The sequence below is a fragment of the Parasedimentitalea denitrificans genome (assembly GCF_011813015.1).
GTDB classification, from domain to species: domain Bacteria; phylum Pseudomonadota; class Alphaproteobacteria; order Rhodobacterales; family Rhodobacteraceae; genus Parasedimentitalea; species Parasedimentitalea denitrificans.
The window spans coordinates 51293-73590 of the sequence record NZ_QHLQ01000003.1 but is presented as its reverse complement, the minus strand read 5'-3'; the positions used below and the strand labels follow the sequence as shown (position 1 = coordinate 73590).

Genomic DNA, 22298 nt, shown 5'->3' with positions numbered 1-22298 from the left:
CCAAGGGCACAGACTGCGCCTGACCTTCCGCCCGGGAAGGTGCTTCACGCCTCCCCAAGGTCAGACGCTGTCCACAATGGTTGTTACGGTGCAATAATCGGCTGTGCCGTCAATGCGCTTGGCTTTGTCTCGGCCCCTGCAAATGTCGATCCTTCCTCGAACCAGCTGCGCGGTGCAGCAGCCCCCCACAATGTCTGGCGCTGTGGATCGGTCAGTGACCATTTGATCGGCTCCAGATCCGGGTCACAGGTCTGATAGTCCGAACAATAAATCTCTATGCGGTGCCCATCGGGGTCGCGGACATACAGGAAGAACGCGTTGGAAATACCGTGCCGACCGGGGCCGCGTTCGATATTGTCGACATATCCGGTGGTCGACATCAGATCCAGCAAGTCGATGATATTCAACGGGTTCGGCACCCAAAACGCGGTGTGGTGTAGCCGCGGCCCAAACCCATTGGTAAAGGCCACGTCGTGCACGCCCCCTTTGCGGTGCATCCAAGCAGCCCAGGTTTTGCCGCTCTCGTCATCTGCGGTGTACTCGGTCACGCGGAAACCGATATCACCGTAGAATTCAACCGAGGCATCTACATCCGCGCTGAACATGTTGAAGTGATCAATGCGCAGCGGCTTCACACCGTTGTACAGTTTGTATTTCTGATGAATGGGCACCAGCCGTTCCATTTTGACATAGAACTCCAGCGGAATGCCCCATGGATCACGGGTACGCAGACAACGTCCCATATGCGGGCGATCCACCCAGTCCACTGGCAGGTCACGCGAAGCAAAGAAGGCGGTTGCCTTGTCCAGATCCGGCTCGTCATAGAGCTTGAACCCCAGTACACCGACCTCTGCCTTGTCGGATTGGACCAACACAATGCAGTGATGACCGCGTTCTTCCATCGCGCGTAGGTAGATGCGCTGGTCGTCTTCATGGGTTACTTGTAGGCCCAAGGTGTCCACGTAGAACGCCCTCGAGGCGGCAAGGTCTGTGACACAGTATTCAACATGTGACAGCCGCACGATGTTGAAGGGCGGATAGAGGTTGGGGGCGGGAATAGGCATTAAAGTCTCCTCCGAAGGCGCGCGTTTCCGGGTGATGTTCAGGCGCCAAGGCGCGGGATTTTGTGGTGACCGAGGGCAAAGCCGATGTGCTTTTGCTCCATGTAAAAGTCAAAACTCCAGTCGCCGCCATCGCGGCCGATGCCGCTGGCTTTGACTCCGCCAAATGGGGTGGGCAGATGGCGGACGTTTTCCGAGTTCACCCAGATCATCCCTGCCTCTAGCTGGTTGGTGAACCGCAGCGCACGATTCAGGTCATTGGTCCAGACATAGCCGGTCAGCCCATATTGGGTGTCATTGGCCATCTCTAGCGCCTCTTCCTCGGTGGCAAAGGTGATCGCCGTTAACACCGGTCCAAAGATTTCCTCTTGGGAGATGCGCATTTTGTTGTTGGCATTGGTGAACAGGGTAGGGCGCACAAAATAGCCTTCGTCACCCACAACCTTACCGCCCGCAGCAATTGTCGCGCCGTCCTCTTTGGCGATGTTGAAATACGAGGTCACCTTGTCGAAATGTTCCTGCGCAATCAGTGGGCCGACCTCTGTTTTCGGGTCCAGCGGATGGCCAACATGGATGTTATTGACCCGCTCAACTAGCTTGGCTTGAAACTCCTCGGCAATGGTGTCCTGAACTAACAGTCGCGAGGATGATGTGCAGCGCTCGCCATTGATCGAGTAGATCATGAAGATCACCGCATCCAGCGCCCGGTCCAGATCGGCATCGTCAAACACCACCACCGGGTTTTTGCCGCCCAGTTCCAGATGCATTCGTTTTAGCGTATCCGCACCCTGTTTGGTGATCAGCGACCCGGTACGGCTTTCACCGACAAAAGCAATGGCCTTGATCGCGGGATGTTCGGTCAGCCGTTTTCCGGCATCTTCGCCAAAGCCGTTCACTAGATTCCAGACGCCAGCGAGCAACCCGGCTTCATGTGCAATCTCGATTAGAATACGGGCCGTCAGTGGGCTGAATTCGGCGGGTTTGTGCACGACGGTACAGCCAGCTGCCAGGGCAGGTGCGATCTTCCAAGTCGACAGCATGAACGGGGTGTTCCACGGGGTGATCACCCCGACCGGTCCGATTGGCACACGGGTTGTGACGTTCATCAGGGTGGGGGACTGCAGGTTTTTACCGTCCCGTGCTGCGGTTACCTGGTCAGCGAAATAGCGAAAATTCTCGGCTCCGCGCAACGCCGCCTTGGACATGAACCGCAGTGCCTGCCCGGTGTCCCAGCATTCGCAGAATGCAATTTCCTCAGCGCGGGCCTCAATCCCTTCGGCAATGCGGATTAGGATCTCTTTGCGTTCCAGTGCGGGCATATCACGCCAGGCTGGAAAGGCATCCTTGGCGGCCTGTGCAGCCGCGTCAATGTCAGCAACACTTCCTTGGGCAACGTTACAGATCACACTTTTGTCTGTGGGTGAAATCGTCTCAAATGTCTTGCCTGATATCGCGGACATGCTTTCGCCGCCAATCAGATTTTGAATGCCACCCTGGCTGAACCGTTCCAGATAATCGTTCAGCTTGCCGATATTTGTGTTCAACTCAGTCATCGGTTTCAACCTTTGTCAGGTGATCGCGGATCGTTCCGCATTTTGGCGAAAGTTCAGGGTCGATGTCGCGCATTTCAAACGACAGGGCGATTGAGTGCTGTTGCAGTGCTGGTGTTAGAAATTCACGGGCCGCACCAAAGATTGCCTGGGTTGCTATTCGTCTAGTTTTCAGATCACGGCCACCGCGCAGGCGCACCGAAATGTCGATGTAGCCATGTTTTGCGGCTCCGTCAGCGATTGAGACGTGGGTTGCTGCAAAGGCACGCACCCGAACGCCAGCTATCGGAAATGTTCCGGTTCTGATGGCGGCACATCGCAGCGTGTCGCACAGTGCTGCTATATCCACGTGAGGCTCTAGATTGGCGGAGTAATCCAGTGAGATGTGCGGCATGTGTACTTTCCGAATAATTACTTAACTTGTGTAGCAATTTCGGTGTGGCGGGTCAATATCGGAATTTTAATGGCAGCAATTGCCTTTATGGTCCGGTAGGGCGATAATTGAGTATGACAAAAACTCTACCGACGACCAACCGTTCCCTCCCCATTGCTTTGCTTCGTGCGCGTGAACGGGTGATGGGACCTGTCCGTGCACTGCTAAGTGATGTTGATTTGACAGAGCAGCAATGGCGGGTGTTACGTGTGGTGCAGGAAAGTGGGGCCATTGATCCAACCCAAATCGCTGAACAAGCGTGTCTTTTGTTGCCTAGCCTGACGCGAATCCTGCAAAAGCTGGAAGATAAAAATATGATCAGCCGCACACAGGATGAGCGGGATCGGCGCAAGCAGGTGATCACAATCACCCCGGCTGGCGAGGCGATCATTGCGAACAATCTGGAGGCAAGTCTTGCGTTAGTCGCTGAAACGCGCGCCAAAATGGGTGACGATCGCTATGAGGCACTGCTGGACCTGTTGAACGAACTGGACGGGATCGAGTTGTAATCTAGTTGCTGGCAGGAACCGCCACTGACGCCATCTAGCAGCAATGGTGGATTGAGTATTTTTAGCAAAAAGAAACTGGGGTGGATTTCTGGTTAGTCTGGGTGCCGAAGGAAGATCTGCACATCCGCCACATTGGTTCCGGTGCCGCCGGTTGTTAGCAATGCGTCTGCAGCGGCTAGCGCCGCATTGCTATCATTATTTTCCAGTAGGGCGTCAGGACTTGCGCCGCATTTGCGGATCTGTGCCCAGGTATCTGGTGTAACAATGCCGCCGGCCGCTTGCGTCGGACCATCGCGCCCATCGGTGCCGCCGGACAAGAACAGCCAGCCGCCACTCAGCTGCTCTGCGCCTAACTTGGCAACGCGCAGCGCCAGTTCTTGATTGCGGCCGCCTAGGCCTGTGCCTTTGATTTTCACGGTGGTCTCGCCGCCAAAAATCAGTGCGATTGGGCGATCAGTTGGGGCCGCAAGGGCCGCGTCGACAACAGACTGCGCGGCGAGCTCTACATCGCCGGTCAAGGAATCGCTGGCCACTTGGGCGTCCCAGTCGATAGCGGCATCCAGCATAGCCTGAAGGCTGTGCTGGTTAGACCCGATTAATGTGTTGTTTGCCTCTGGGTGGTCGTCGGGCGCGTTCGCTTTTGTACTTAGATGGGTTTGTACTGATGCGGGGGCGGTCTGCCAGATGTCTGCGTGTTGCATCATGTCACGTGCCTCAGCCCGGGTGCCGATGGGGCCGACGGTGGGGCCTGATGCGATTGCCCGCAGGTCGTCGCCTATGACATCTGACAAGATATAAGTCGTGACCGGGGCTGGGGCCGCATGCCGCAATAAGCCGCCGCCTTTGAGGTCTGAGAGCTGTTGACGGATCAGGTTCATGTCATTGATGTTCAGCCCCGAAGCAAGCAGGGAGGCGTTGACGGCGACCTTGTCGGCGAGGGTCAGGCCTGGGGCGGGCGACACCATCAGAGCGGACCCTCCACCAGAGATCAATGCGATAACGCGGTCCTTGGCTGTGGCGGTCTTGAGCAAGTCAATCGCCGCACGCCCGGCAGCGGCGCTTGCTTCGTCAGGTACTGGATGTGTGCCCGCCATAGTGGTTGCGCCGGGGATATCGCATAGATTTTCAGGGTTGGTCACCACTAGGGCCTGTCGTGGCTCTGGGATCATTTCTAACGCTTGGCGCATCATTGGGCTAGCAGCCTTGCCCAAGGCAATAATGATGGTGTGACCGCCGTTTGGTAGGGGCGGCAACGGCGTGCGCAAAAGCTGATCGCGCAGGGCGCGGGCAGGGTTGGCGCGTTTTACTGCGGCATTGAAAAGGGTAATGGCGGTGTCGCGGAGATCAGTCATGGCCAAGGTGTGCCCGCAATCGTCGGGCAGGTCAATCAGAAGTCACCCACCTATTATAATGTTCCGGCCCATCCGAGGTGATCAGGTCCAGCGACAGCGTGTGGTCCATGTTGCACATTCGGTGGCGCAGCATCATTCTGGTCAACCGCATCAGATCGACCTGCATGTCTGGGTGGTCCGCGACGTTCTGCATCTCACCTTGCCCGTGATGATCAAACAGCATCGGTGGCAAGTCGGCTGCGAACTCGACCAAAGTGAACCGCTCGTCGCGTAGAATGCCCAACGAGGAGTTCAAAGGTGTGGTTCCCAGGGCTTGCTCCCAATGGGTGGGCGCGCCGGGTTGCGAGAAATCCAGCTCAGAAAATGAATAGCGCCGCCAGTCTTCAGGTGTCTCTCCGCGCAACAGCGGCAGCAGCGAGCGGCCATCTACCGCGTTAGGGATGTCCTGACCGGCCCAGTCCAGAATGGTCGGCATCAGGTCGATGGATTCAGTGATTTGCGAGACGGTCGAACCTGCGCGGTTGTCGTTACCCGGCTGTCGAATGATCAGCGGTGTGTGGTAAGCCGCGTCATACACGGTGAACTTGCCCCAGCTGTGACGATCCCCCAGCATCTCGCCATGGTCGGCCGAGATCACCACCATCGTGTTGTCCTCTTGGCCGCTGTCCTTCAGGAATTTCAGAACTCGGCCAATATGGGCGTCTACCTCGGTGGCCAGCCCTAGGTACAATGATCGCAGAGTTTGGACTGTTTCATCGGTTGGCTGCAAGTCCGGAAATCCCTCGACAAAATCTGCGGGCGTATAGGCCTGTTGGGTCGGAGCAAAGAAAGGGTGCAATGCAGCTTCGGCGCTTGGATCATGCAGACGCGCAGGTAGAGGAAGCGCCGCAGGATCGTACATGTCGTTATATGGCGCTGGAGCGACCAGAGGTGGATGTGGCCGGATATAGGTCAGGTGGGCAAACCAGCTCTGCTCGGCATAGGAAGGTATCGTCGCCAGAAACTGGTCGGTCAGAAACGCGGTGTCGCTGTGCTCGGCGCTGTAAAGTGCAGGGTCATTCAGGCGGGGAGTGCCGCCAGTGCGCGAAACGGGTTTGAACACGTTGGCGTAATCACCGAAGTCATACCCGTTGTTCAGCAGATGTGATCGCCACGGATAGGACATTTCCAGCCGCATCTCTAGCATTTCATGAAACCCATTCATCGGGTATTCATATGAACGCACTGCCGGATCATTTGGGTGATGAACACGCGGATCCTGCGAGGCGTCAGTATAGCCAAACAGCATCGGCAAGTAACCAGCTTTGCGCATTTCGGTGGCGATGTTAGGCGTGTCGTGGCGCATCGGCGTGCCGTTGCGTGTGGACCGATGGTTCATCGAGTATTGCCCGGTCAATAGCGAGGCGCGGGACGGACCACAGGGGTTCACCACTGTATAGTTGCGTTCAAAAGTGACCGCTTGCTGCATGAAACTGCGCAGGTTTGGCAGCTCTACATGATCGGCCATGGCGCCAAACAGGCAGTCGGCGCGCAACTGATCAATCAGGATGAACAGAACATTCTTTTGGGCAGCCATGGCGCATTTCCTTCACCGGGTCTGAGCGCAGATAAGCGCGGAAAGAGGGCGTTGAAAAGAGGTGAATTTGCAAAAATGGGGATATGTAGGTCAATGCTTGCGGTGATTTTTAGCATTAGGCTTGTGTTTGGTGGGGTTTTGTGCATTTCTGTGCAGTTGTTGACGATAGCGTGAACATTCGTTCATGCCCGCCATGGTGTCACGGTAATATAAAGAGTTAGACTGTCCAAGACTGACAGAGAGTGGGGCCCGATATGGCAATTGTGAGCTTTATGATCAGCCTGGCGGGGGCCACCATGCTCTTGCTGTTTGCTGTGCGGATGGTTCGCACCGGGATTGAGCGCAGCTATGGGGCCTCTTTTCAGCGGGTGTTGACCGGACAACGCAGCCTGACACAGGCCAGCATGGTTGGAGTGGCACTTGCAATTGTGTTGCAAAGCTCGGCTGCGGTGGCCCTGTTGACCGCCGGTTTTGCGGCCAGCGGTATGCTGAGTTTCACCACCGGACTGGCGATTGTGCTGGGCGGCGATCTAGGCTCGGCGCTGATTATTCAAATCCTGTCGTTTAAACTGGATTGGCTGGTGCCGGCTCTTTTGGCCGCGGGCGGATATATGTTCGTCAAGGTCGAGGCCAGAAAGGTGCGGCAACTGGGGCGAATACTGTTGGGTGTTGCCTTTATCCTGATTTCATTACGATTTCTGCGTGAGGCGATGGACCCGATCCGGGATAGTGCCTTTTTGCCAGCTATCGCGGAATACCTAGCGCGTGACTACATAACTGCGTTTCTGGTTGGCGCCGCACTTGCATTTGTTATGCATTCCTCGGTCGCCGCGATCCTGATGTGTGTGACGCTGGTACAGATTGATGCAATCCCATTTGCGGCTGGCTTGTCGCTGGTGCTGGGGGCTAACTTTGGGTCGGGTTTCATTCCAGTCTGGCTTAGCCGGGGGATGGATGTGTCGGCGCGTCGTATACCATTTGCCAACCTGTTACTGCGCGGCACTTGGGCGGTGATTACCCTGTTTGCGGCTAATATGGCCTTGCGCGCGGGGGTATTGGGTGACCCGCAGGGCGGTCAGATGTTGGTCTATGCTCACCTGATGTTTAATGCCTCACTGCTGGTTTTGGCGCTGCCGTTCTGTGAATCTTGTCGGCGATTGATGGAGCGTTTGATGCCAGATGCGGCTGTCAAAGACATCGAAGTCGCGGCAGGCCCACCGCCTTGCGTGTTGGATTTTGATAATGTTGGTCCCCCGGCCCAAGCTCTGTTTAGCCTCAAGCGTGAACTGCTGCGCATGGCGGCGCTTGTTGAAACGATGTTCCGACCAGTGTTGGATCTGTATCAGACCGGGGACAAAAACCAGATAAAAGCGGTGCAGGCCATGGATAGTGAGGTCAACGAGTGCTTGTCCGGCATCCGAACCTTTGTTGCCGCCATGCCGCCAGACGAAATAGGCAAAGCCAACGCCAAGACCGCGCGAGACATGGTGGAATATGCGATTCGGCTGGAAACCGCGGGTGATGTGGTTGCTAAGAGATTGACGGTGCTGGCAGGCGAAGTGAAAAAGAAAAACGGCAAGTTCTCGGACGAAGGCTGGATGGAATTGACCCGGCTGCACGAGAGTATTCTGGCGAATATGCGTTTGGCTTCGAACGTTCTGGTTTCGGATGACTTGGAAAGCGCACGGCTATTGAGCCTTGAGAAAACTGAGTTGAAACGCGCTGAGCGCGATAGTCGAAAACGGCACCTGAAACGGTTGCAGGGTGGTCGTGCCGATAGCTTTGAAACTTCGGATATTCACCTGGAAACCCTGCGCGCTCTGCGCGAGTTCAACAGTCATATTGCTGCCGTTGCTTATCCGATTTTGTACCAGAATGGGCAATTATTGGAGACCCGACTGATCGAAGAGATGCAGGGAGAGCAGCTGGAGACCTGAGTGTCGATTCGTCTCTGCGTTGCGGAAATGCACACATTTTTTCAGCAAGGTGACCGAGATTATGCCCTTGAAGATACAAAAAATTATCCAGGATCCATCATATGTTCGTTACGTCGTTGACGTAGACGGTTCCGCAAGCGCAGACTGAATATACTTCGGTCAAGCCGCGGGTGCGTTGCTCGACTTGCTTGCAAAGGAATTCACATAACTGGACCGATTTTTTTTCTGAGTTCTTGAATCTGGTCTTAACAAATATTGAAACTGTCACTGTAGGAGATGCCAATCCACCCGCAAAACTAAACCTCTAAAAGCAATAAAAACATCAAACAACTTTCCAACGGGGAAAACTCTATGACTACTAAAACATCTGTATCCCGCCGCTCACTGCTGAAAACAGCAGGCGCAGCAGCGCTGGCAGCACCGCTTTATTCCAAAAGCGCGCTGGCGTCGTCGGGTGAAATCAACATTCTGATGTGGTCGGACTATCTGCCTCCTAAATTCCTGGCAGACTTTGAAGCCGCCACCGGCATCAAGGTGAACTACACTGGTATTGGTTCGAACGAAGAAATCATCAACAAGATGAAGGCCACCAAAGGCCAGGGCTTCGACATCGTATCGCCAACAAACAACCGTTCGCTGCAGTGGGGCCCGCTGGAGCTGCTTCAGCCGTTCGACATGAACAAAATCAACATCGACGCTGTGAACCCTGCTATGGCCAAAATTGGCACGGATGCATGGAACTTTGGTGATGCTGGCGTTCACTGGCTGCCGCACATCTGGGGTACCGAAGGTGTCGCATATCGCACCGACCTATGGCTGCCAGAAGGCGATGCACCGTCTTATGGTGACATCTGGAGTGAAGCCAATGCTGGCAAGACCATGGGTCGCGCACACTCGATGATGCTGGGTGCAGGCCTGTACATGGAAGCATCGGGTCAGATGGATGAGGGCTCTGTCTGGGCTGCCTACAACGACGAAGACACCATGCGTAAAGTCTGGGGTCAGATCGCTGACTGGTGTGTTGAGCGTAAGTCACGCATCAAACTGATCTGGAACGACGCTGATACTCAGAAAAACGGTCTTTTGAACGAAGGTGTTATCGTTGGTCAGACTTGGGATGGCCCTGCGCTGGCTCTGAAATCTGCTGGCGAGCCTGTGCACTATCAAGCTCCTGTTGAGGGTGCGATGGCTTGGGTTGACGGCATGTCCATGCCTGTTGGCGCGAAGAACATGGATCAGATCTATGCCTTCATCGACTTTGCTTATGGCAAAGAAGCTGCTGGTGTTGCGATTGATAGCCACGGCTATAACTCGCCGGTTCTGGGTGCGGACACCTTCTCGGGTGACAACTACAAGAAGAACTTTGCTGAAGCCTATCCTGGCAGCAGCTTAGCCAACCTGAACCCATGGCCTGCTGAAGCTCCATGGTATGCAGACGTACGGACTGAGTTTGTAAACAAATTCAAGAGCGCCTAAGCTTTTGAACCTGTGGCCCCCTCTGTCTGGAGGGGGCCATTTTCGCGTCTATGGCGCAAAAATCAAAATTGTAAAAATGGATGCAGCCTAAGAGAACCGGTGGGAAAACACCGGACTTGTGCTGTGCTGCACCGAGGGGGAAGCCACATGAGTGCTGGGGTTGGCGTAAATCTAGAAAATCTCTGGATCCGGTTTGGAGATTTCGTCGCGGTACGCGACGCAAATGTGAACATTAACGGGGGCGATTTCTTTTCGTTCCTAGGGCCGTCGGGTTGCGGTAAAACAACCATTCTAAGAGCCGTATCCGGCTTTCTTGAGCCCAGCGAAGGCAACGTGCTGATCGGTGGCAATAACATGAAGGGCATTGGCCCGAACAAACGCCCGACTGCTTTGATCTTTCAGAACTTGGCTTTGTTCCCCTTGATGAAAGTTTGGGAAAACATCACCTTTTCGATGGAAATCAAAGGTGCCTCGGCCAAAGAACGCCGCAAGCGCGCGGACGAGCTGCTGGATATGATTGCTCTGTCTGGTCAAGGCGACAAGCTGCCGTCAGAGCTGTCAGGTGGTCAGAAGCAGCGGGTCGCGATTGCGCGGGCTCTGTGTGCTGAGCCTGACGTTCTGCTGTTGGACGAACCACTGTCGGCGCTTGATCTTAAGCTGCGTCAGCACATGCGGTCTGAATTGCGCGAAATTCAGAAACGTGTTGGCATTACCTTTATCTACATCACACACGATCAGGGCGAAGCTTTGACCATGTCGGACAACGTTGCCGTGATGCGCGCAGGTGTGATTGATCAAATTGGTGATGGCAAAACCATCTACAACGATCCCAATACCGCTTTTGCTGCGTCATTTGTTGGTGAAAACAATGTGTTCCGTGGCACCGTTAAAAAGGTCATTGGCGACGAAGTCATGATCAACACCAACCGCTCTGGTGATCTGATGGCGCGCATTTCGTCCAGCAATGTGGGCAAGATGAAAGAGGGCGATGACGCCATGTTGTTCATCCGTCCCGAAGCCTTCTCTCTGGCGCCGCTTGGCACTCAGGGTGATCACTTTGTCACCGCCGAGGTCCACAAGGAAGAGTTTGAAGGCAATGTCTTCAATATCTTCATGGAAGGTGAGGGCGGCAAGGAAATGAAGGTTTCGCTGCCCAACCTTGGTCAATCGTTCGAAAGCCACAAGGGCGAGCCGATGACTCTGGAATATGATGTTCACAACGCTGTTGCACTGCCTGCTGGCGTGCTGGCAACGGAATAGGGGGTAAACAGATGCCCCGCTTCCTAAGGGAATACTTTAACCGCAACGGCGTTGGGCTAGGCTCGATCATGCTAGGTCTGGTCCTGTTCTGGACCATTGGCCTGATCATCCTGCCTCAGTTGTCGATGCTCGACTTTTCATTCCGGCCAAACCTGCCACCGCCTGAGATCGGTGGTCCAAAGGATCTGTATACGCTGGAGAACTATAAGTACCTGATCTTTGGCCCCGAAGGCGGCAGTCAGGACTATAACGCGGTCGATCTAAAAGTGTTTTACCGCACTCTGATTGCAGCAGTTCTTGTGACTCTGTTCAACCTGATGCTGTGCTACCCGATCGCTTATTATCTGGCTCAGACCAACGGCAATCACATCCGTATCCTGGCGCTGATGTTGATCATCCCTTACTGGATCAACGAAATTCTGCGGGCCTTTGCCTTGCGGATTATCTTTGGTGAAAGTGGTGTGCTGAACAATCTGTTGGTTGGCATGGGTGTGTTTGACACGCCGTTCGACTTTATCCGCAATGACATCGCGCTGTATGCGGGTCTGGGCTATGCCTATATCCTGCTGATGATCTTCCCGATCTACAACGTGATCGAAAGCCTGGATCGCAACCAGATCGAGGCGGCGCGGGACATGGGTGCAAGCTGGACCCGTATTCATCGTCGGGTGGTTATTCCCTATGCCAAGCCAGGGATCAGCTCGGGCTGTACCATGGTGTTCATGCTGTCAGCCGGTGCTCTGGCTGCGCCACAAATTCTGGGCGGTCCGTCCAGCCTGTGGTTCACTCAGCTGATCTATCAGCAATTCAACGACAATAGCGACTGGCCACAAGGCGCCGCCTATGCGGTTGTTCTACTGGTCACCTGTATCTTGCTGGTTCTGGCACTGATGCGCGTGTTCAAAGTGAACATGGGGGATATCGGCAAATGAAGAACTTCTCTTTGATGCGCATAAGCATTTGGGTCTATCTGGCCATTTTCTTTGCCTACCTGCTGGGTCCGCTGGTGATCATGTCGGTCACCGCCTTCAACTCGCCTAGCTTCCCTCGTGCGGCCCCGTGGGAGTGTCTGACCTTTGAATGGTTCTCGGCGCTGTTTCAGGATGAGCGTATCCTGAACGGTATTAAGAACTCGATCTTGGTCGGTCTTGGTACAGTGACACTGTCAGTTGCGATGGGTCTGGCTGGGGCGCTGATGCTGACCCAGATCTGGCCTAAGCTGCGGGCGACTTACTACACCATCATCATCGCACCGATCCTGGTGCCTGGTGTGGTAATTGGTATCTCGACCCTGGTGTTCTGGGATCGCGTCAATCGCATGTTGGGTCTGGGGGCTGATAGCTTCCTTAGCAGTGGTTTGTTCCTGACTGTTATTGGCCAGTCCACCTTTATCGCCAGCTACTGTATGCTGGTGCTGGTGGCGCGTCTACAGCGGTATGACAGTGCCCTGACCGAAGCAGCACTGGACTTGGGTGCAAGTCACGCGCAGACGTTCCGCAAGGTTCTACTGCCGTTCATGCGTCCAGCGATTGCCTCGGCTGCGGTGCTGGCGTTCCTCGCTTCGTTCGAGAACTACAACACCACAACCTTTACCTTTGGCGAATACCCAACTCTGACCATCGAGCTGGCACAAAAGGTACGCTACGGTATCACTCCGGCGATTTCGGCCTTGGCCTTTATCATCGTGTTGCTGACGGTGTTTGCAGCCCTGTTCAACGAGGCGAAAATTCGTCGTCAGGAACTGGTCGCTGCAGCTCGCAAAACGGCCACCGTGGAAGAGCTGGAAACTGGTAAGCTTCGCTTGCCTGGGTTCTTGAGCTCGAACACAGCGGCAGTGTTGCTGGTTGTTGTGGCCATGGCCACGATCGCGGTTGTGGGCACTGCAACGGTCTACAGCCCGGCGCAGTGTATTGCGGACGTAAAAGAGACCAAGCGGTTGGAAACCGAGCTTCGGATCCAGCAACTGCGTGAGCGTCGTGCACAAGAAGCAGCACAGCGCGAAGCAGAGCAGGGTGCAAATGCGCCTGCCACCGATACGGCACCAAAACCATCCAATGACTCTGGTTTTGGCAATGTCTTTAATCCTGGCACGCTGCAGGATGGCGGTACTGAAACTCCTGAAGAGGAACCGGATAACTCTGGTGATAGTTCAGGAAGTGGCAGTATCTTTGCCCCAAGCAATCTGCAAAGCAACTAAGCATAAGAGGCGGCCCAAGGGCCGCCTCTTTTCATTCCAATACCAGCGCAGGCTGCGCAACGCCTGATCTAATGGATATAGGAAGGGATTGGTGGGACGAAGTTGGCAGTTGTCACCATCTGGGGCGTGGCCATCATATTACGAAACCAGAGATTCGTTCGACAACCCAGTAGGCAGCGATGCCACCAATGCTATAGGCGAGTGCAGTGTTGATCGGCCCGTCGCTGCGGCGCAGGTGCGTTTCGATTGCGGGTGCCAGTTTTGCCGCCAACGTGGCAATGGTTAGGACAACGGCAACAAAAGCCAGTTGGCCAATTTCGACACCGATGTTGAAGCCAAGCAGCGCCATCAGCAGGTCACTTTCGGGCAAGCCAATGTCACGCAGAGCCCCAGCAAAGCCCAGACCGTGCAGCAGGCCAAATGAAAATGACACCAGCCAGGGCCAGCGCTCGGACAATCGCATCGCACCGTCGCGCCGTTTGGCCAGTTCGACCGCCAAGAAAACGATGGACAGCGCAATCACAGCCTCGACCGGAGGGCCGGGGACAGTTAGCCATCCCATCGACGCTGCGGCCAGAGTGATGGAATGCGCCACGGTAAAGGCGGTGATTGCGCCGACCAGCCGCCATTTGTCACGGATCAGCAGGAGCAGAGCAAAGACAAACAGCAGGTGATCAAAGCCCTCCAGAATGTGGTCGGCACCAAGCAGGATGTAGTCCAGCAGTACCCGCAGCGCGCCGGGGTTTTCCGGCAGGGCAAAGCCGGGCTGATCAGGTGTCTGACGGGTGGTAAAGCTGCCGCCGTCTACCCCTTGATAGCGGACAAGCACATCGGTGTTAGTGCGTTCCAACCCGTCGATCAGGATCTGTTGTCCGATCAAGCCTCCAGTACACTGTGCTGTCCAGCGTGACACCCAGGCGGCCCCGTCATGGCGCGGAACAGGCGGGCTGCGAAGGTCACAGTTGTCCGGCAGCAGCACATCCATTGCCATCGGTTTGCCTTTGACGTCGGGCTTGCGCCAAAACAGGCTATGCGTTTCGCCCGTTAAGGCCTGGATTTCCAGATACCCCGGTTCCAGCGCATGAGCATGCACATGGGTGGTACCCAGTGAAATCAACGCCGCGATCAGAGCCAGAAGACGCAGCATTACGAACCCCCATCTGTCTGGGGCAGGGTAACCTCATACCCCCGGCGCAGGGTCTGATAGTACTGTTCCTGAACCTCTTCGCGTTTTGCGCTTTGCCAGTCCGATAGCACCCTGTCTGCAACTTGATCTAGCGGCGGGAGAGTTGATGGTGATTTGTCAGTGATCTGGACCAGATGCACCCCATAGCCTGATTTCACCGGACCGACCCATTCATCCATCGACAGGGGCGACAAAGCAGCCGCAAAACCGGTGCCAAAGGCGCTGTCCAGCGCGCGCGATTGTGTCAGATCAAGACGCGCAGGCAGAAGGGTGGGTTGGCCCAACTCCGTCGGATCTTCTCCCTCTTTCAGTGCGCTTAGGGTGGTTGCGACGGTCTCTGGAGTAGATTTTTGACCAAGATAGATTTGGTTCAAGGCAAATTGTGGAGCGATTTGGTAATCAGTGGCATTGGTTTGATAAAAGGCCTCAAGCTCACCGTCTTGCGGCTCTATTGCCTCGGCGATCGAGGCGGCAAAGAACTCCATTTTCTGACTGAGACGCCGATTAATCACCGCGTCGTTTTGGTCCATGCCCAATTCCAGTGCGGCACGAACCAACACCTTTTCCCGGATCAACTCTTGGGTCATGGCATTTAGCTCATCTGGTTGCGGTTGCCGTTTCCAGGCGGCTTCAAATTGGGCGCTGAGCGTCGCCAGATCAGCCTGTGTGATGACAATCTGGTCGCGATCTGGTGCGGGTGGAGTGTCATCCTGAACCGAAAAGGTGGCAAAGATGAGCCCCCCGATCAGGAGAAAATGAACCAAGGGTTCCTTGAGTATGCGGGCAATCATTTGGCGGTTGTCCGTTATCCGTAGAGTAAAAAGCCCCGCGATTGGTCGCGAGGCAAATGACGCTTAGCCTTTGGGACTGTACCAAATGGGCGAGGTATAGGCGCGTTCTTGCTGCTCAGATGGCGCACCTTCGGGCATGTCGACACCGAATTTTACGACGTCATACAGGTACCACGGCGGTGTAGGGATTTCGAGAACGCGAGCGTAGTAGAAGGCCCGTTGATTGGGATCAAAATCCGGATCTGTCCATACGGTGATCAGCTCGGGTGCGCCGATGGTGTTGGCCCATGTGGCTGATGAAACATCAACGGTGCTGCCTACCGCTGGGATCTTGCCCGAGGCATCAGCCACGCGGTTGTCGGACCAAGCCACGTCATAGACTTTTTCATGGGTGTTGCCATCGGCATCCAACCAGCCCTTGATGACCTGCACCCGGTCCAGATTGGCCCCGATTGGATCACGCAGTGCTGCCACCAGGAAACTGGGGGCCTGGCCCTCTTCGGGTTCTGTCAGGTTTGCCCCCATGGGTACACCCTTGGCATAGCCAACAGCGGCGACATCGCGGCGACGCAGGTCGTTTTCCGAGAAGTCATAGCCGCCAAAGAAACGCACGGTCATCCGTGGGCCGGTGGTCGCATAGACCTCTTTGCGGTCCATTGCGTCAAACAAGGATGCGCGTGTGTTGTCCTTGGCCCAAACGGCGGCCAGACCCGAAGACACCATCTGCCATGCATACAGTGTGCCGTTGTCGGATTCGAAGAAGGGGTGCGATAGGCGTTCGGCGTTGGGCTCATACCCGGAGTGTTTGCCAAAGAAATTCTCTTCTTCGACGGCTGCCAGAGAGTTGTGGGAATCCGTCGCGCCGATCATGCCGAACTGATAGGGGTTGGTGCCTAAACGCTCTTCTAGCAATAGGCCGTTTTTGAGAGCTTCGCGGGCGTATTCACCGGCCAGCATATCATCTGTCTTGGCCTCGGACAGGTCCAGATTGCCAAGGTCCCAGGTGCCGTAGTCGGCGAATTCATCGTCGGGGGACAGGAAGGGGTGGGCCTCGCCGTCGCCTTTGATCTGGGTGACCTCGTAAATGGGTTCCCACTTGGCGCGCTGCTCGACATAGAACTCATCGATTTCGCGACCGGTGTATTGGGCATCCACCGGGAACATGATGCCATTGGCGAGGTTGCCGTTATGGGCAAAGGCCATAGCCGCGCCGTTGGTCTTGGCCTCGTAGTTTTCTAGATACTCGTAAAGCTTGAGCGGGTCGGGGCTGCCCACTGGTTCTTGTGTGGTGTAAGGCACCACTTGACGGGCGCGGTCGCCGTTGTCGCGGAAGATCACGTTGCGGTGCATGTTGCCGCCCTTGACCAGGGACGTCCATTAAAAGCCGATGAAGGCAGTGAAGTTGCCTGGATCATTGTGCCGTTCGGCAGCGTCAATCACGTCACCCCAGATGGTCGCATAGCGGCGGGCACCGGGCGAATAATTGGCGAACATTTCGGGGTCCATTTGCCCCTGTGAAAACGTGCCGATCAGATTGAGGGTTGCATCCACGGCGGTTTGACCACCTGCATTGAACCCTTCGGCCCAGCGTGCGCCTTGTTCGTATTGGGTGACGATAGGAGCTGAAGCCAGAATGTCGGTGATGAGCCCCATTCCGTCAGAGTGGTCGGTGATTGCCAGCCAATCCAAGGGGCGGGCCAGGCGCACCTCTTGGCCGGACGATGCGGTGACCTGTTCGCCGCGGGCAAAGCGATAGGCCGCGTCCAGGCCGAGGCGGTTTCCGAATCCACCAGCGTCCATTGATAAAGACGTGTGCAGGTGACTGTCACCCCAGAGTGGACGTTCGGGAAAATTGCGATCTGCGTATGGGGAGTAGGGCGAGCCTTCGGGGAAAAGCTCATTGAGCTGACCCTCAGCTGCGCTCATTTCCTGTGCTGATACAATTTGGGGAGATGCGAGAGTGAGAGCTAAGCAAGTTGTAGACAACAGAATTTTTTGCATCGGTAACCTCCAGACAATCGATAAGAACAAAGCCCAATGAAACAAATTTACTACTTCCAAGTAGCACAGGCTGCCCGAACGGTACCGTCTAAAGGGTTCTGGAGCAAGGTCAGGCGAAAGGGATACAAAACTTGATGCAATCAGGGATTGTTTGTGTGCTCTTTGCGGTAGCGGCGATAATGGGGATACAATGTACCCCTCTTGTATTGCGTAGGACTGAAAACAGGAGGGGTACAATTTTTTGCAGTGATTTATTGTAAGATCTTACAGGGAGGTGAGCTGAAATGAAGCCGTTCCCACGTACCACAAGCTACTGCTTTCAAACAATAATCTTTAGATGTGTAATTTCAGGGTGTTAGGGGGGCTATTTGACTAAGGAAAGTCACATCAGGAGCCCGACTGGGCTCACTCTGAACAATACCCAGAACTCCGGCCACTGCGGGTGTCTGCCAGTCAATGCTGGTCTTGTTGGGGAAATTGGTCGGGCTAGGAAGATTCGAACTTCCGACCCCCTGTACCCAAAACAGGTGCGCTACCAGACTGCGCCATAGCCCGACCGTGTGGGCGGAATAGTCGCTTGGAATGGGATATGCAAGCCCATTTTTCGACAGTTATTTCGATCTCTTCCGTTTCAGGAATAATGAGATGTTAAAGCTACCCGGCGCGTAGCCCCGAGTGCGTGTGCGCAGCACCGGTGTGTTGTCCGAATGGCCGCCTGCGGCTTCGCGGATAACGATGAAAATACCGCTGGCGATAATGATACCGGCGCCGACTAGGGTCATCAGGTCAACTTGTTCGTCGAATAGCAGTACGCCAAACAATGTGGCCCAGATGATTTGCGAGTATTGCATGGGGGCGACGATCGCGGCCTCACCCATGGTGAAGGCACTGACCATCATCAAAGTGGCGCAAAAGCCAAAAATCGCGACGATGCCAAGTCCGCCGAGTGCCGATGCGTCAAACGGAACATAGACAAAGGGCATCGCCAGGCCCATCACCACAAAGGTGGCGACCAGGGGATAGACCATCATCACAACACGGCGTTCTTCGTTGCCGATCTTGCGCAGAATCACGGATTGGAACGCCGAGCCGAGGGCCGCGAACAGGGCTGCCGCGTGGCCCAAACCATACTCGACGCCTCCGGGGCGTAGCACCACAAGCACGCCAGCAAATCCGACCAGAACCGCCAGCATCCGTGGCAGACCTACCTTCTCCTGCAGGATCGGAATCGACAGCAGGGTGATCAGCAACGGGGTTACAAATAGTAGGGCATAGACCTGTGCCAGCGGCAGATGCGCAAAGGCGTAGAAGGCACTGGCGGGAACAACTGACATGGTCGCAGATCGCAGGGCCACCCACCAAGGATGGATCGGGCGTAAATTGCCAAACGTCGTGTCCTGCACTAGCATGACTGTCACCAGTGGAAATGACAGCAGGCTGCTGAAGAACACCAGCTGAAAGGGTGACATGCTGGCGCCAAGGTATTTCACCACAACATCATGGGTCGCAAAAATCGCATAGGCCAACAGGGCCAGTAGAGCGGCTTTCAGGTTCATGGGCGTCACCAGAATGAAGGTTTTGGAGTGTGTTTCGTCGCCATGTATAGCGCTAACATGAACTTGGGAATATGAAATGTTTATGTATAGGTGAATTGATGCTGATCGAGGTGATTAGTTATCACATGTAGAAAGCCGGTCAGGCGAAGGGCCCATTGCTGAGCCAATAGGGCTAATCGAGGGAATATGGAGGCTCAATTGACATAGATCTGTTGAGCTGCGCCCATGTCGCGGCCTCAAACCGTTCCGGCCATTCGATGTCCCACTGCTGTGCTAGTTTGCGCGCGCGTGGAAGATAGGCCGCGGCATAGGCCAAGTGGGCGGTTACCATTGCGTCCAGATTTGGAACGGCGGGTGGCAGCGAGGTAAGCAGCTCTTTCTGTTCGTCTGAGATGAGCCGGTTCAGGTGCAGTACTCCACCGCGATTAGGGGCACCTGTTTCCTCGATCAGAAGGTCAACGAGGAGATTGCGCAGGTGGAATACACCTAAGACGCCGTTGATGTATTCCTTGCGACCCGCTGCCAGATGAAGAAGGCCCAGGATACGAATGAACTCTTCAAACTGGTATTTGAAACGGGCGCGGTTTGGCCCCTTGTTAGTAGCGGATTTTGCCAGGCTGTCGAAAATGCCGGCGTGGTCAAATAGCGGCTTCAGGCTGTCCTGCGTTTGTAGTCCCATCTGATCCGGTTTCAGGATCAGCGCGTCGATGCGTGTCCAGTCGTCAGTGATCGCATTGATCAGAACCGGACGTGTGGTTCTGTCCCTCCACAGGACAATTTCCCCGATCTTGCTAACGGCTTCCTGCCACAACTTAGAAACTTCGTCGGTGGCGCCGTCGGTTGTGACCATGACAAAATCGATGTCACTATATTCATCCGCAAGGCCGTTGCCATGGCTGCCGCTTAGGTACAGCGCACGTACGTTCGGGGCGGTTGAAAGAGAAGATCTGATAGTTTCAATGACTTCAAGGTGATCCATCTCAATCTTTCCAGATTGTGCGTTGCGTTGGTCATTCACTTGCAGGCGATTGTCGAGATTATAAATCTATGGTTGTGCGGTGTCGACAAGAAAAAGCCCCGCGCTGACGGGCAGGCGGGGCTGGGTCTGTTGTTTTGTAGCTGGCTATTACAGGCTGGCGTCCAGTGCGGCCAGGATCGCGTCGCCCATTTCGCTGGTGGAAACAGGTGTTACACCTTCTTCGCCCAGCAGGTCGGCGGTGCGGACACCGTCGGCCAGTACGGCTTCTACAGCGGCCTCTAGGCGGTCAGCCTCGGCGCCTTCGGCAAAGCTGTAGCGCAGGGCCATGGCAAAGCTGAGGATACAGGCGATTGGGTTGGCTTTGGCCTGACCGGTGATGTCAGGGGCCGAGCCGTGTACGGGCTCGTACATGGCGCGTGGGCGGCCATTGTCCATTGGGGCGCCAAGGCTGGCGGATGGCAGCATACCCAGCGAACCGGTCAGCATGGCGGCACAGTCGGACAGGATGTCGCCGAACAGGTTGTCGGTGACGATTACGTCGAACTGCTTGGGTGCGCGGACCAGCTGCATGGCGCCGTTGTCGGCGTACATGTGGGACAGCTCAACTTCGGGGTAGTCGGCAGCAACGCGATTGACAACTTCGCGCCACAGGATGCCGCTTTCCATCACGTTGGCTTTTTCCATCGAGCACAGTTTCTTGCTGCGCACCATGGCCAGTTCAAAGGCGGAGCGGGCTGCGCGCTCGATCTCGGACTCGGTGTAACGCTGGGTGTTGATGCCGACGCGCTCGTTGCCTTCGTTGAAAATGCCGCGCGGTTCGCCAAAATACACGCCCGAGGTCAGCTCGCGCACGATCATGATGTCCAGACCGGCAACCAGATCTTTCTTGAGCGACGAGAAATCGGCCAGGGCGTCAAAGCACTGAGCTGGACGCAGGTTGGAGAACAGATCCATTTCCTTGCGCAGACGCAGCAGGCCGCGCTCGGGCTTTACCGAGAAGTCGAGGTTGTCGTATTTTGGGCCGCCAACGGCACCCAGCAGAACAGCGTCAACTTCCATGGCTTTGGCCATTGTGTCGTCGTGCAATGGAACCCCGTGAGCGTCATAAGCGGCGCCGCCAACTAGGTCGGTGCTGACATCGAAGGCCAGGTCCCGTTTTTCGCCATACCAGTCGATGATCCGGGTGACTTGCGCCATGACTTCGGGGCCAATGCCGTCGCCGGGCAGAATCAGAATCGATGGGTTGGACATGCGGATACTCCTAGAAAAAGCTTTAAGGGGGGGTACCCGTTGAGGCCCTTGTGGTCAATGAGGCTAGGGTGCGGTTCCGGGGTGATGGGCGTTAAAATGTGCGCCTTTGGCGCGCTGTTTGTCTTGGCGGCAGCCTTGCGGCTGCCACCTCGGGGGCCTCTGGCAGAGGTATTATAGACAAGAAGAAGGTGGGGTGGGTTATTGGCGGTCGGTCAGGCCCTGAGCGAGGAGGGTCCAGACCCGTGAGACGCGTGGGGTTTGGCGCATGGCTTGATGGGCTGCCAGCCAGACTGGAAGCGGAGGGATTTCTAGCCCCAGATCTAGTTCCTGAACCAATGGGTCGTGTCGTCCGACGCCTGTTTGCGAGAAACCGATGCCGCAGCCGGCGCGGACCAACTCCCAGTAGGTAGCCTGATTATCGCAGCGGGTGGCAAAGTCATGTTGGTCGACCGTCCAGCCCAATGATCGGGTGGTGCGCAGGATCAGGTCGTTGCTGTCGTACCCGACAAGGTCGTGCTGGAGCAGTTCATCAATGGTTTCGGGGGTGCCACGGCGGTTTAGGTAGCTATGGGCGGCAAAGACGCCAAGGGGCAGGTCGCAGACGTGGCGGATGATGATGTCGAGCTGCGTGGGTCGGTACATACGCACGGCGATATCTGCTGCGCGGAACAGCAGGTTTTCGCTGCTATCAGAGGGGACCAGTTCCAGATCGATCGAGGGTTCTTGCTGGCGGATCTGGGCCAGGATAGGAGGCAGCACGTAATGCGAGGCAAAGACGCTTGCTGTGATGCGTACGGTGCCGCTGAGCTGCTGCGACTGGCCTGCCACGCTGAGGGCGATGGCGTTCATCTGGGCATGCATTTCGCGCGCCATTGGCAGCAGTTGGGTGCCGCTGGGCGACAGTTGAAGGCCGCGTGGGTGGCGATCAAACAGTTGGCAACCCAGATCCTGCTCTAGCGTTTGGATATGACGGCCCAGGGTGGGCTGACTGCGGTTCAGCTGACGGGCCGCAGCAGAGAGCGAGCCGGTTTCGGCCACAGCAAGGAAGCTTTGGATCAGGGACCAATCGGGGAGGGTGGTTGAGTTATCCATTCGATAATGAATAGCAGAGCTGCAAATTCTGACAATATCCATATTGTTATGAATGCTTACCTTGGTGTCAGACGCAATATGGAGATTATCA

Annotated in this window: 17 protein-coding genes, 1 tRNA gene and 1 pseudogene; 6 read left to right on the top strand and 13 right to left on the bottom strand. The window is 55.7% G+C overall.

All coding sequences use genetic code 11. From position 1 onward, the window contains the following. Positions 1–83 precede the first annotated feature (83 nt). The 3 genes from hpaD to DL239_RS04860 are packed head-to-tail and all read right to left on the bottom strand — an operon-like array spanning position 84 to position 3005. On the bottom strand, positions 84–1064 hold the full coding sequence (gene hpaD / locus DL239_RS04870; RefSeq protein ID WP_167682874.1) for a 3,4-dihydroxyphenylacetate 2,3-dioxygenase: 981 nt from the start codon (positions 1062–1064) through the stop codon (positions 84–86). Between the two features lie 38 nt (positions 1065–1102). Then, positions 1103–2614, bottom strand: a complete 1512-nt coding sequence (gene hpaE / locus DL239_RS04865) for a 5-carboxymethyl-2-hydroxymuconate semialdehyde dehydrogenase (RefSeq protein WP_167682873.1) — start codon at positions 2612–2614, stop codon at positions 1103–1105. Continuing rightward, complete coding sequence (locus tag DL239_RS04860) at positions 2607–3005, bottom strand: 5-carboxymethyl-2-hydroxymuconate Delta-isomerase (RefSeq protein WP_167682872.1); 399 nt, start codon at positions 3003–3005, stop codon at positions 2607–2609. Before DL239_RS04860 ends, hpaE begins: the two co-directional genes overlap by 8 nt. A gap of 113 nt (positions 3006–3118) precedes the next feature. Between DL239_RS04860 and hpaR the strand changes: the two genes are divergently transcribed. Continuing rightward, positions 3119–3553, top strand: coding sequence for a homoprotocatechuate degradation operon regulator HpaR (gene hpaR / locus DL239_RS04855; protein ID WP_167682871.1), 435 nt, complete (start codon positions 3119–3121; stop codon positions 3551–3553). A gap of 92 nt (positions 3554–3645) precedes the next feature. On the opposite strand, the gene DL239_RS04850 is transcribed toward hpaR, so the two are convergent. Together DL239_RS04850 and DL239_RS04845 are read right to left on the bottom strand one after the other, a co-directional pair. Then, positions 3646–4905, bottom strand: a complete 1260-nt coding sequence (locus tag DL239_RS04850) for a glycerate kinase type-2 family protein (RefSeq protein ID WP_167682870.1) — start codon at positions 4903–4905, stop codon at positions 3646–3648. A 31-nt stretch (positions 4906–4936) separates the two neighbouring features. Beyond that, a complete protein-coding gene (locus DL239_RS04845) occupies positions 4937–6481 on the bottom strand; it encodes a sulfatase-like hydrolase/transferase (protein ID WP_167682869.1) in 1545 nt (514 codons plus the stop codon). Positions 6482–6735: 254 nt separating this feature from the next. On the opposite strand from DL239_RS04845, the gene DL239_RS04840 reads away from it, so the two are divergent. The 5 genes from DL239_RS04840 (at position 6736) to DL239_RS04820 (ending at position 13351) form a co-directional block, all read left to right on the top strand. Then, a complete protein-coding gene (locus tag DL239_RS04840) occupies positions 6736–8418 on the top strand; it encodes a Na/Pi cotransporter family protein (protein WP_167682868.1) in 1683 nt (560 codons plus the stop codon). A 351-nt stretch (positions 8419–8769) separates the two neighbouring features. Continuing rightward, a complete protein-coding gene (locus DL239_RS04835) occupies positions 8770–9894 on the top strand; it encodes an extracellular solute-binding protein (protein ID WP_167682867.1) in 1125 nt (374 codons plus the stop codon). A 147-nt stretch (positions 9895–10041) separates the two neighbouring features. Continuing rightward, positions 10042–11154, top strand: a complete 1113-nt coding sequence (locus tag DL239_RS04830; protein WP_167682866.1) for an ABC transporter ATP-binding protein — start codon at positions 10042–10044, stop codon at positions 11152–11154. 11 nt (positions 11155–11165) lie between these two features. Next, positions 11166–12086, top strand: coding sequence for an ABC transporter permease (locus DL239_RS04825; RefSeq protein ID WP_167682865.1), 921 nt, complete (start codon positions 11166–11168; stop codon positions 12084–12086). After that, positions 12083–13351, top strand: coding sequence for an ABC transporter permease (locus DL239_RS04820; protein ID WP_167682864.1), 1269 nt, complete (start codon positions 12083–12085; stop codon positions 13349–13351). Before DL239_RS04825 ends, DL239_RS04820 begins: the two co-directional genes overlap by 4 nt. 133 nt (positions 13352–13484) lie before the next feature. Here the strand turns inward: DL239_RS04820 and DL239_RS04815 are convergent, their stop codons facing one another. The 8 genes and pseudogenes from DL239_RS04815 to DL239_RS04780 all read right to left on the bottom strand — a co-directional run bounded on the left by DL239_RS04815 (position 13485) and on the right by DL239_RS04780 (position 22207). Next, positions 13485–14498 (bottom strand): HupE/UreJ family protein, encoded by a 1014-nt coding sequence (locus DL239_RS04815; RefSeq protein ID WP_167682863.1) that lies wholly within the window; start codon positions 14496–14498, stop codon positions 13485–13487. Further along, positions 14498–15328 (bottom strand): peptidylprolyl isomerase, encoded by an 831-nt coding sequence (locus DL239_RS04810; protein ID WP_167682862.1) that lies wholly within the window; start codon positions 15326–15328, stop codon positions 14498–14500. The genes DL239_RS04815 and DL239_RS04810 overlap by 1 nt, the downstream gene beginning before the upstream one ends. A gap of 63 nt (positions 15329–15391) precedes the next feature. Beyond that, positions 15392–17254 (bottom strand): annotated as a pseudogene (locus DL239_RS04805) (DUF3604 domain-containing protein). A gap of 553 nt (positions 17255–17807) precedes the next feature. Next, positions 17808–17884, bottom strand: a tRNA-Pro gene (locus DL239_RS04800). A 56-nt stretch (positions 17885–17940) separates the two neighbouring features. Then, positions 17941–18885 carry a DMT family transporter gene (locus DL239_RS04795; RefSeq protein ID WP_167682861.1) on the bottom strand — a complete coding sequence of 315 codons (945 nt, stop codon included), beginning with the start codon at positions 18883–18885 and terminating at the stop codon, positions 17941–17943. A gap of 172 nt (positions 18886–19057) precedes the next feature. After that, entirely contained in the window at positions 19058–19864 is an 807-nt protein-coding gene (locus tag DL239_RS04790) for a nucleotidyltransferase domain-containing protein (RefSeq protein ID WP_167682860.1), read from the bottom strand. Positions 19865–20011: 147 nt separating this feature from the next. Further along, positions 20012–21115 (bottom strand): 3-isopropylmalate dehydrogenase, encoded by a 1104-nt coding sequence (gene leuB / locus DL239_RS04785; RefSeq protein WP_167682859.1) that lies wholly within the window; start codon positions 21113–21115, stop codon positions 20012–20014. A 198-nt stretch (positions 21116–21313) separates the two neighbouring features. Then, positions 21314–22207 (bottom strand): LysR family transcriptional regulator, encoded by an 894-nt coding sequence (locus DL239_RS04780; protein WP_167682858.1) that lies wholly within the window; start codon positions 22205–22207, stop codon positions 21314–21316. Positions 22208–22298: the final 91 nt, after the last annotated feature.

Bases quoted from the DNA above. Each gene is read 5' to 3' on its own strand.
- DL239_RS04795 (WP_167682861.1), bottom strand. From the start codon at position 18,885: ATGAACCTGAAAGCCGCTCTACTGGCCCTGTTGGCCTATGCGATTTTT.
- leuB (WP_167682859.1), bottom strand. From the start codon at position 21,115: ATGTCCAACCCATCGATTCTGATTCTGCCCGGCGACGGCATTGGCCCC.
- DL239_RS04810 (WP_167682862.1), bottom strand. From the start codon at position 15,328: ATGATTGCCCGCATACTCAAGGAACCCTTGGTTCATTTTCTCCTGATC.
- DL239_RS04840 (WP_167682868.1), top strand. From the start codon at position 6,736: ATGGCAATTGTGAGCTTTATGATCAGCCTGGCGGGGGCCACCATGCTC.
- DL239_RS04825 (WP_167682865.1), top strand. From the start codon at position 11,166: ATGCCCCGCTTCCTAAGGGAATACTTTAACCGCAACGGCGTTGGGCTA.
- DL239_RS04835 (WP_167682867.1), top strand. From the start codon at position 8,770: ATGACTACTAAAACATCTGTATCCCGCCGCTCACTGCTGAAAACAGCA.
- DL239_RS04780 (WP_167682858.1), bottom strand. From the start codon at position 22,207: ATGGATAACTCAACCACCCTCCCCGATTGGTCCCTGATCCAAAGCTTC.
- DL239_RS04830 (WP_167682866.1), top strand. From the start codon at position 10,042: ATGAGTGCTGGGGTTGGCGTAAATCTAGAAAATCTCTGGATCCGGTTT.
- DL239_RS04850 (WP_167682870.1), bottom strand. From the start codon at position 4,905: ATGACTGATCTCCGCGACACCGCCATTACCCTTTTCAATGCCGCAGTA.
- hpaR (WP_167682871.1), top strand. From the start codon at position 3,119: ATGACAAAAACTCTACCGACGACCAACCGTTCCCTCCCCATTGCTTTG.
- hpaE (WP_167682873.1), bottom strand. From the start codon at position 2,614: ATGACTGAGTTGAACACAAATATCGGCAAGCTGAACGATTATCTGGAA.
- DL239_RS04860 (WP_167682872.1), bottom strand. From the start codon at position 3,005: ATGCCGCACATCTCACTGGATTACTCCGCCAATCTAGAGCCTCACGTG.
- hpaD (WP_167682874.1), bottom strand. From the start codon at position 1,064: ATGCCTATTCCCGCCCCCAACCTCTATCCGCCCTTCAACATCGTGCGG.
- DL239_RS04815 (WP_167682863.1), bottom strand. From the start codon at position 14,498: ATGCTGCGTCTTCTGGCTCTGATCGCGGCGTTGATTTCACTGGGTACC.
- DL239_RS04820 (WP_167682864.1), top strand. From the start codon at position 12,083: ATGAAGAACTTCTCTTTGATGCGCATAAGCATTTGGGTCTATCTGGCC.
- DL239_RS04790 (WP_167682860.1), bottom strand. From the start codon at position 19,864: ATGGATCACCTTGAAGTCATTGAAACTATCAGATCTTCTCTTTCAACC.
- DL239_RS04845 (WP_167682869.1), bottom strand. From the start codon at position 6,481: ATGGCTGCCCAAAAGAATGTTCTGTTCATCCTGATTGATCAGTTGCGC.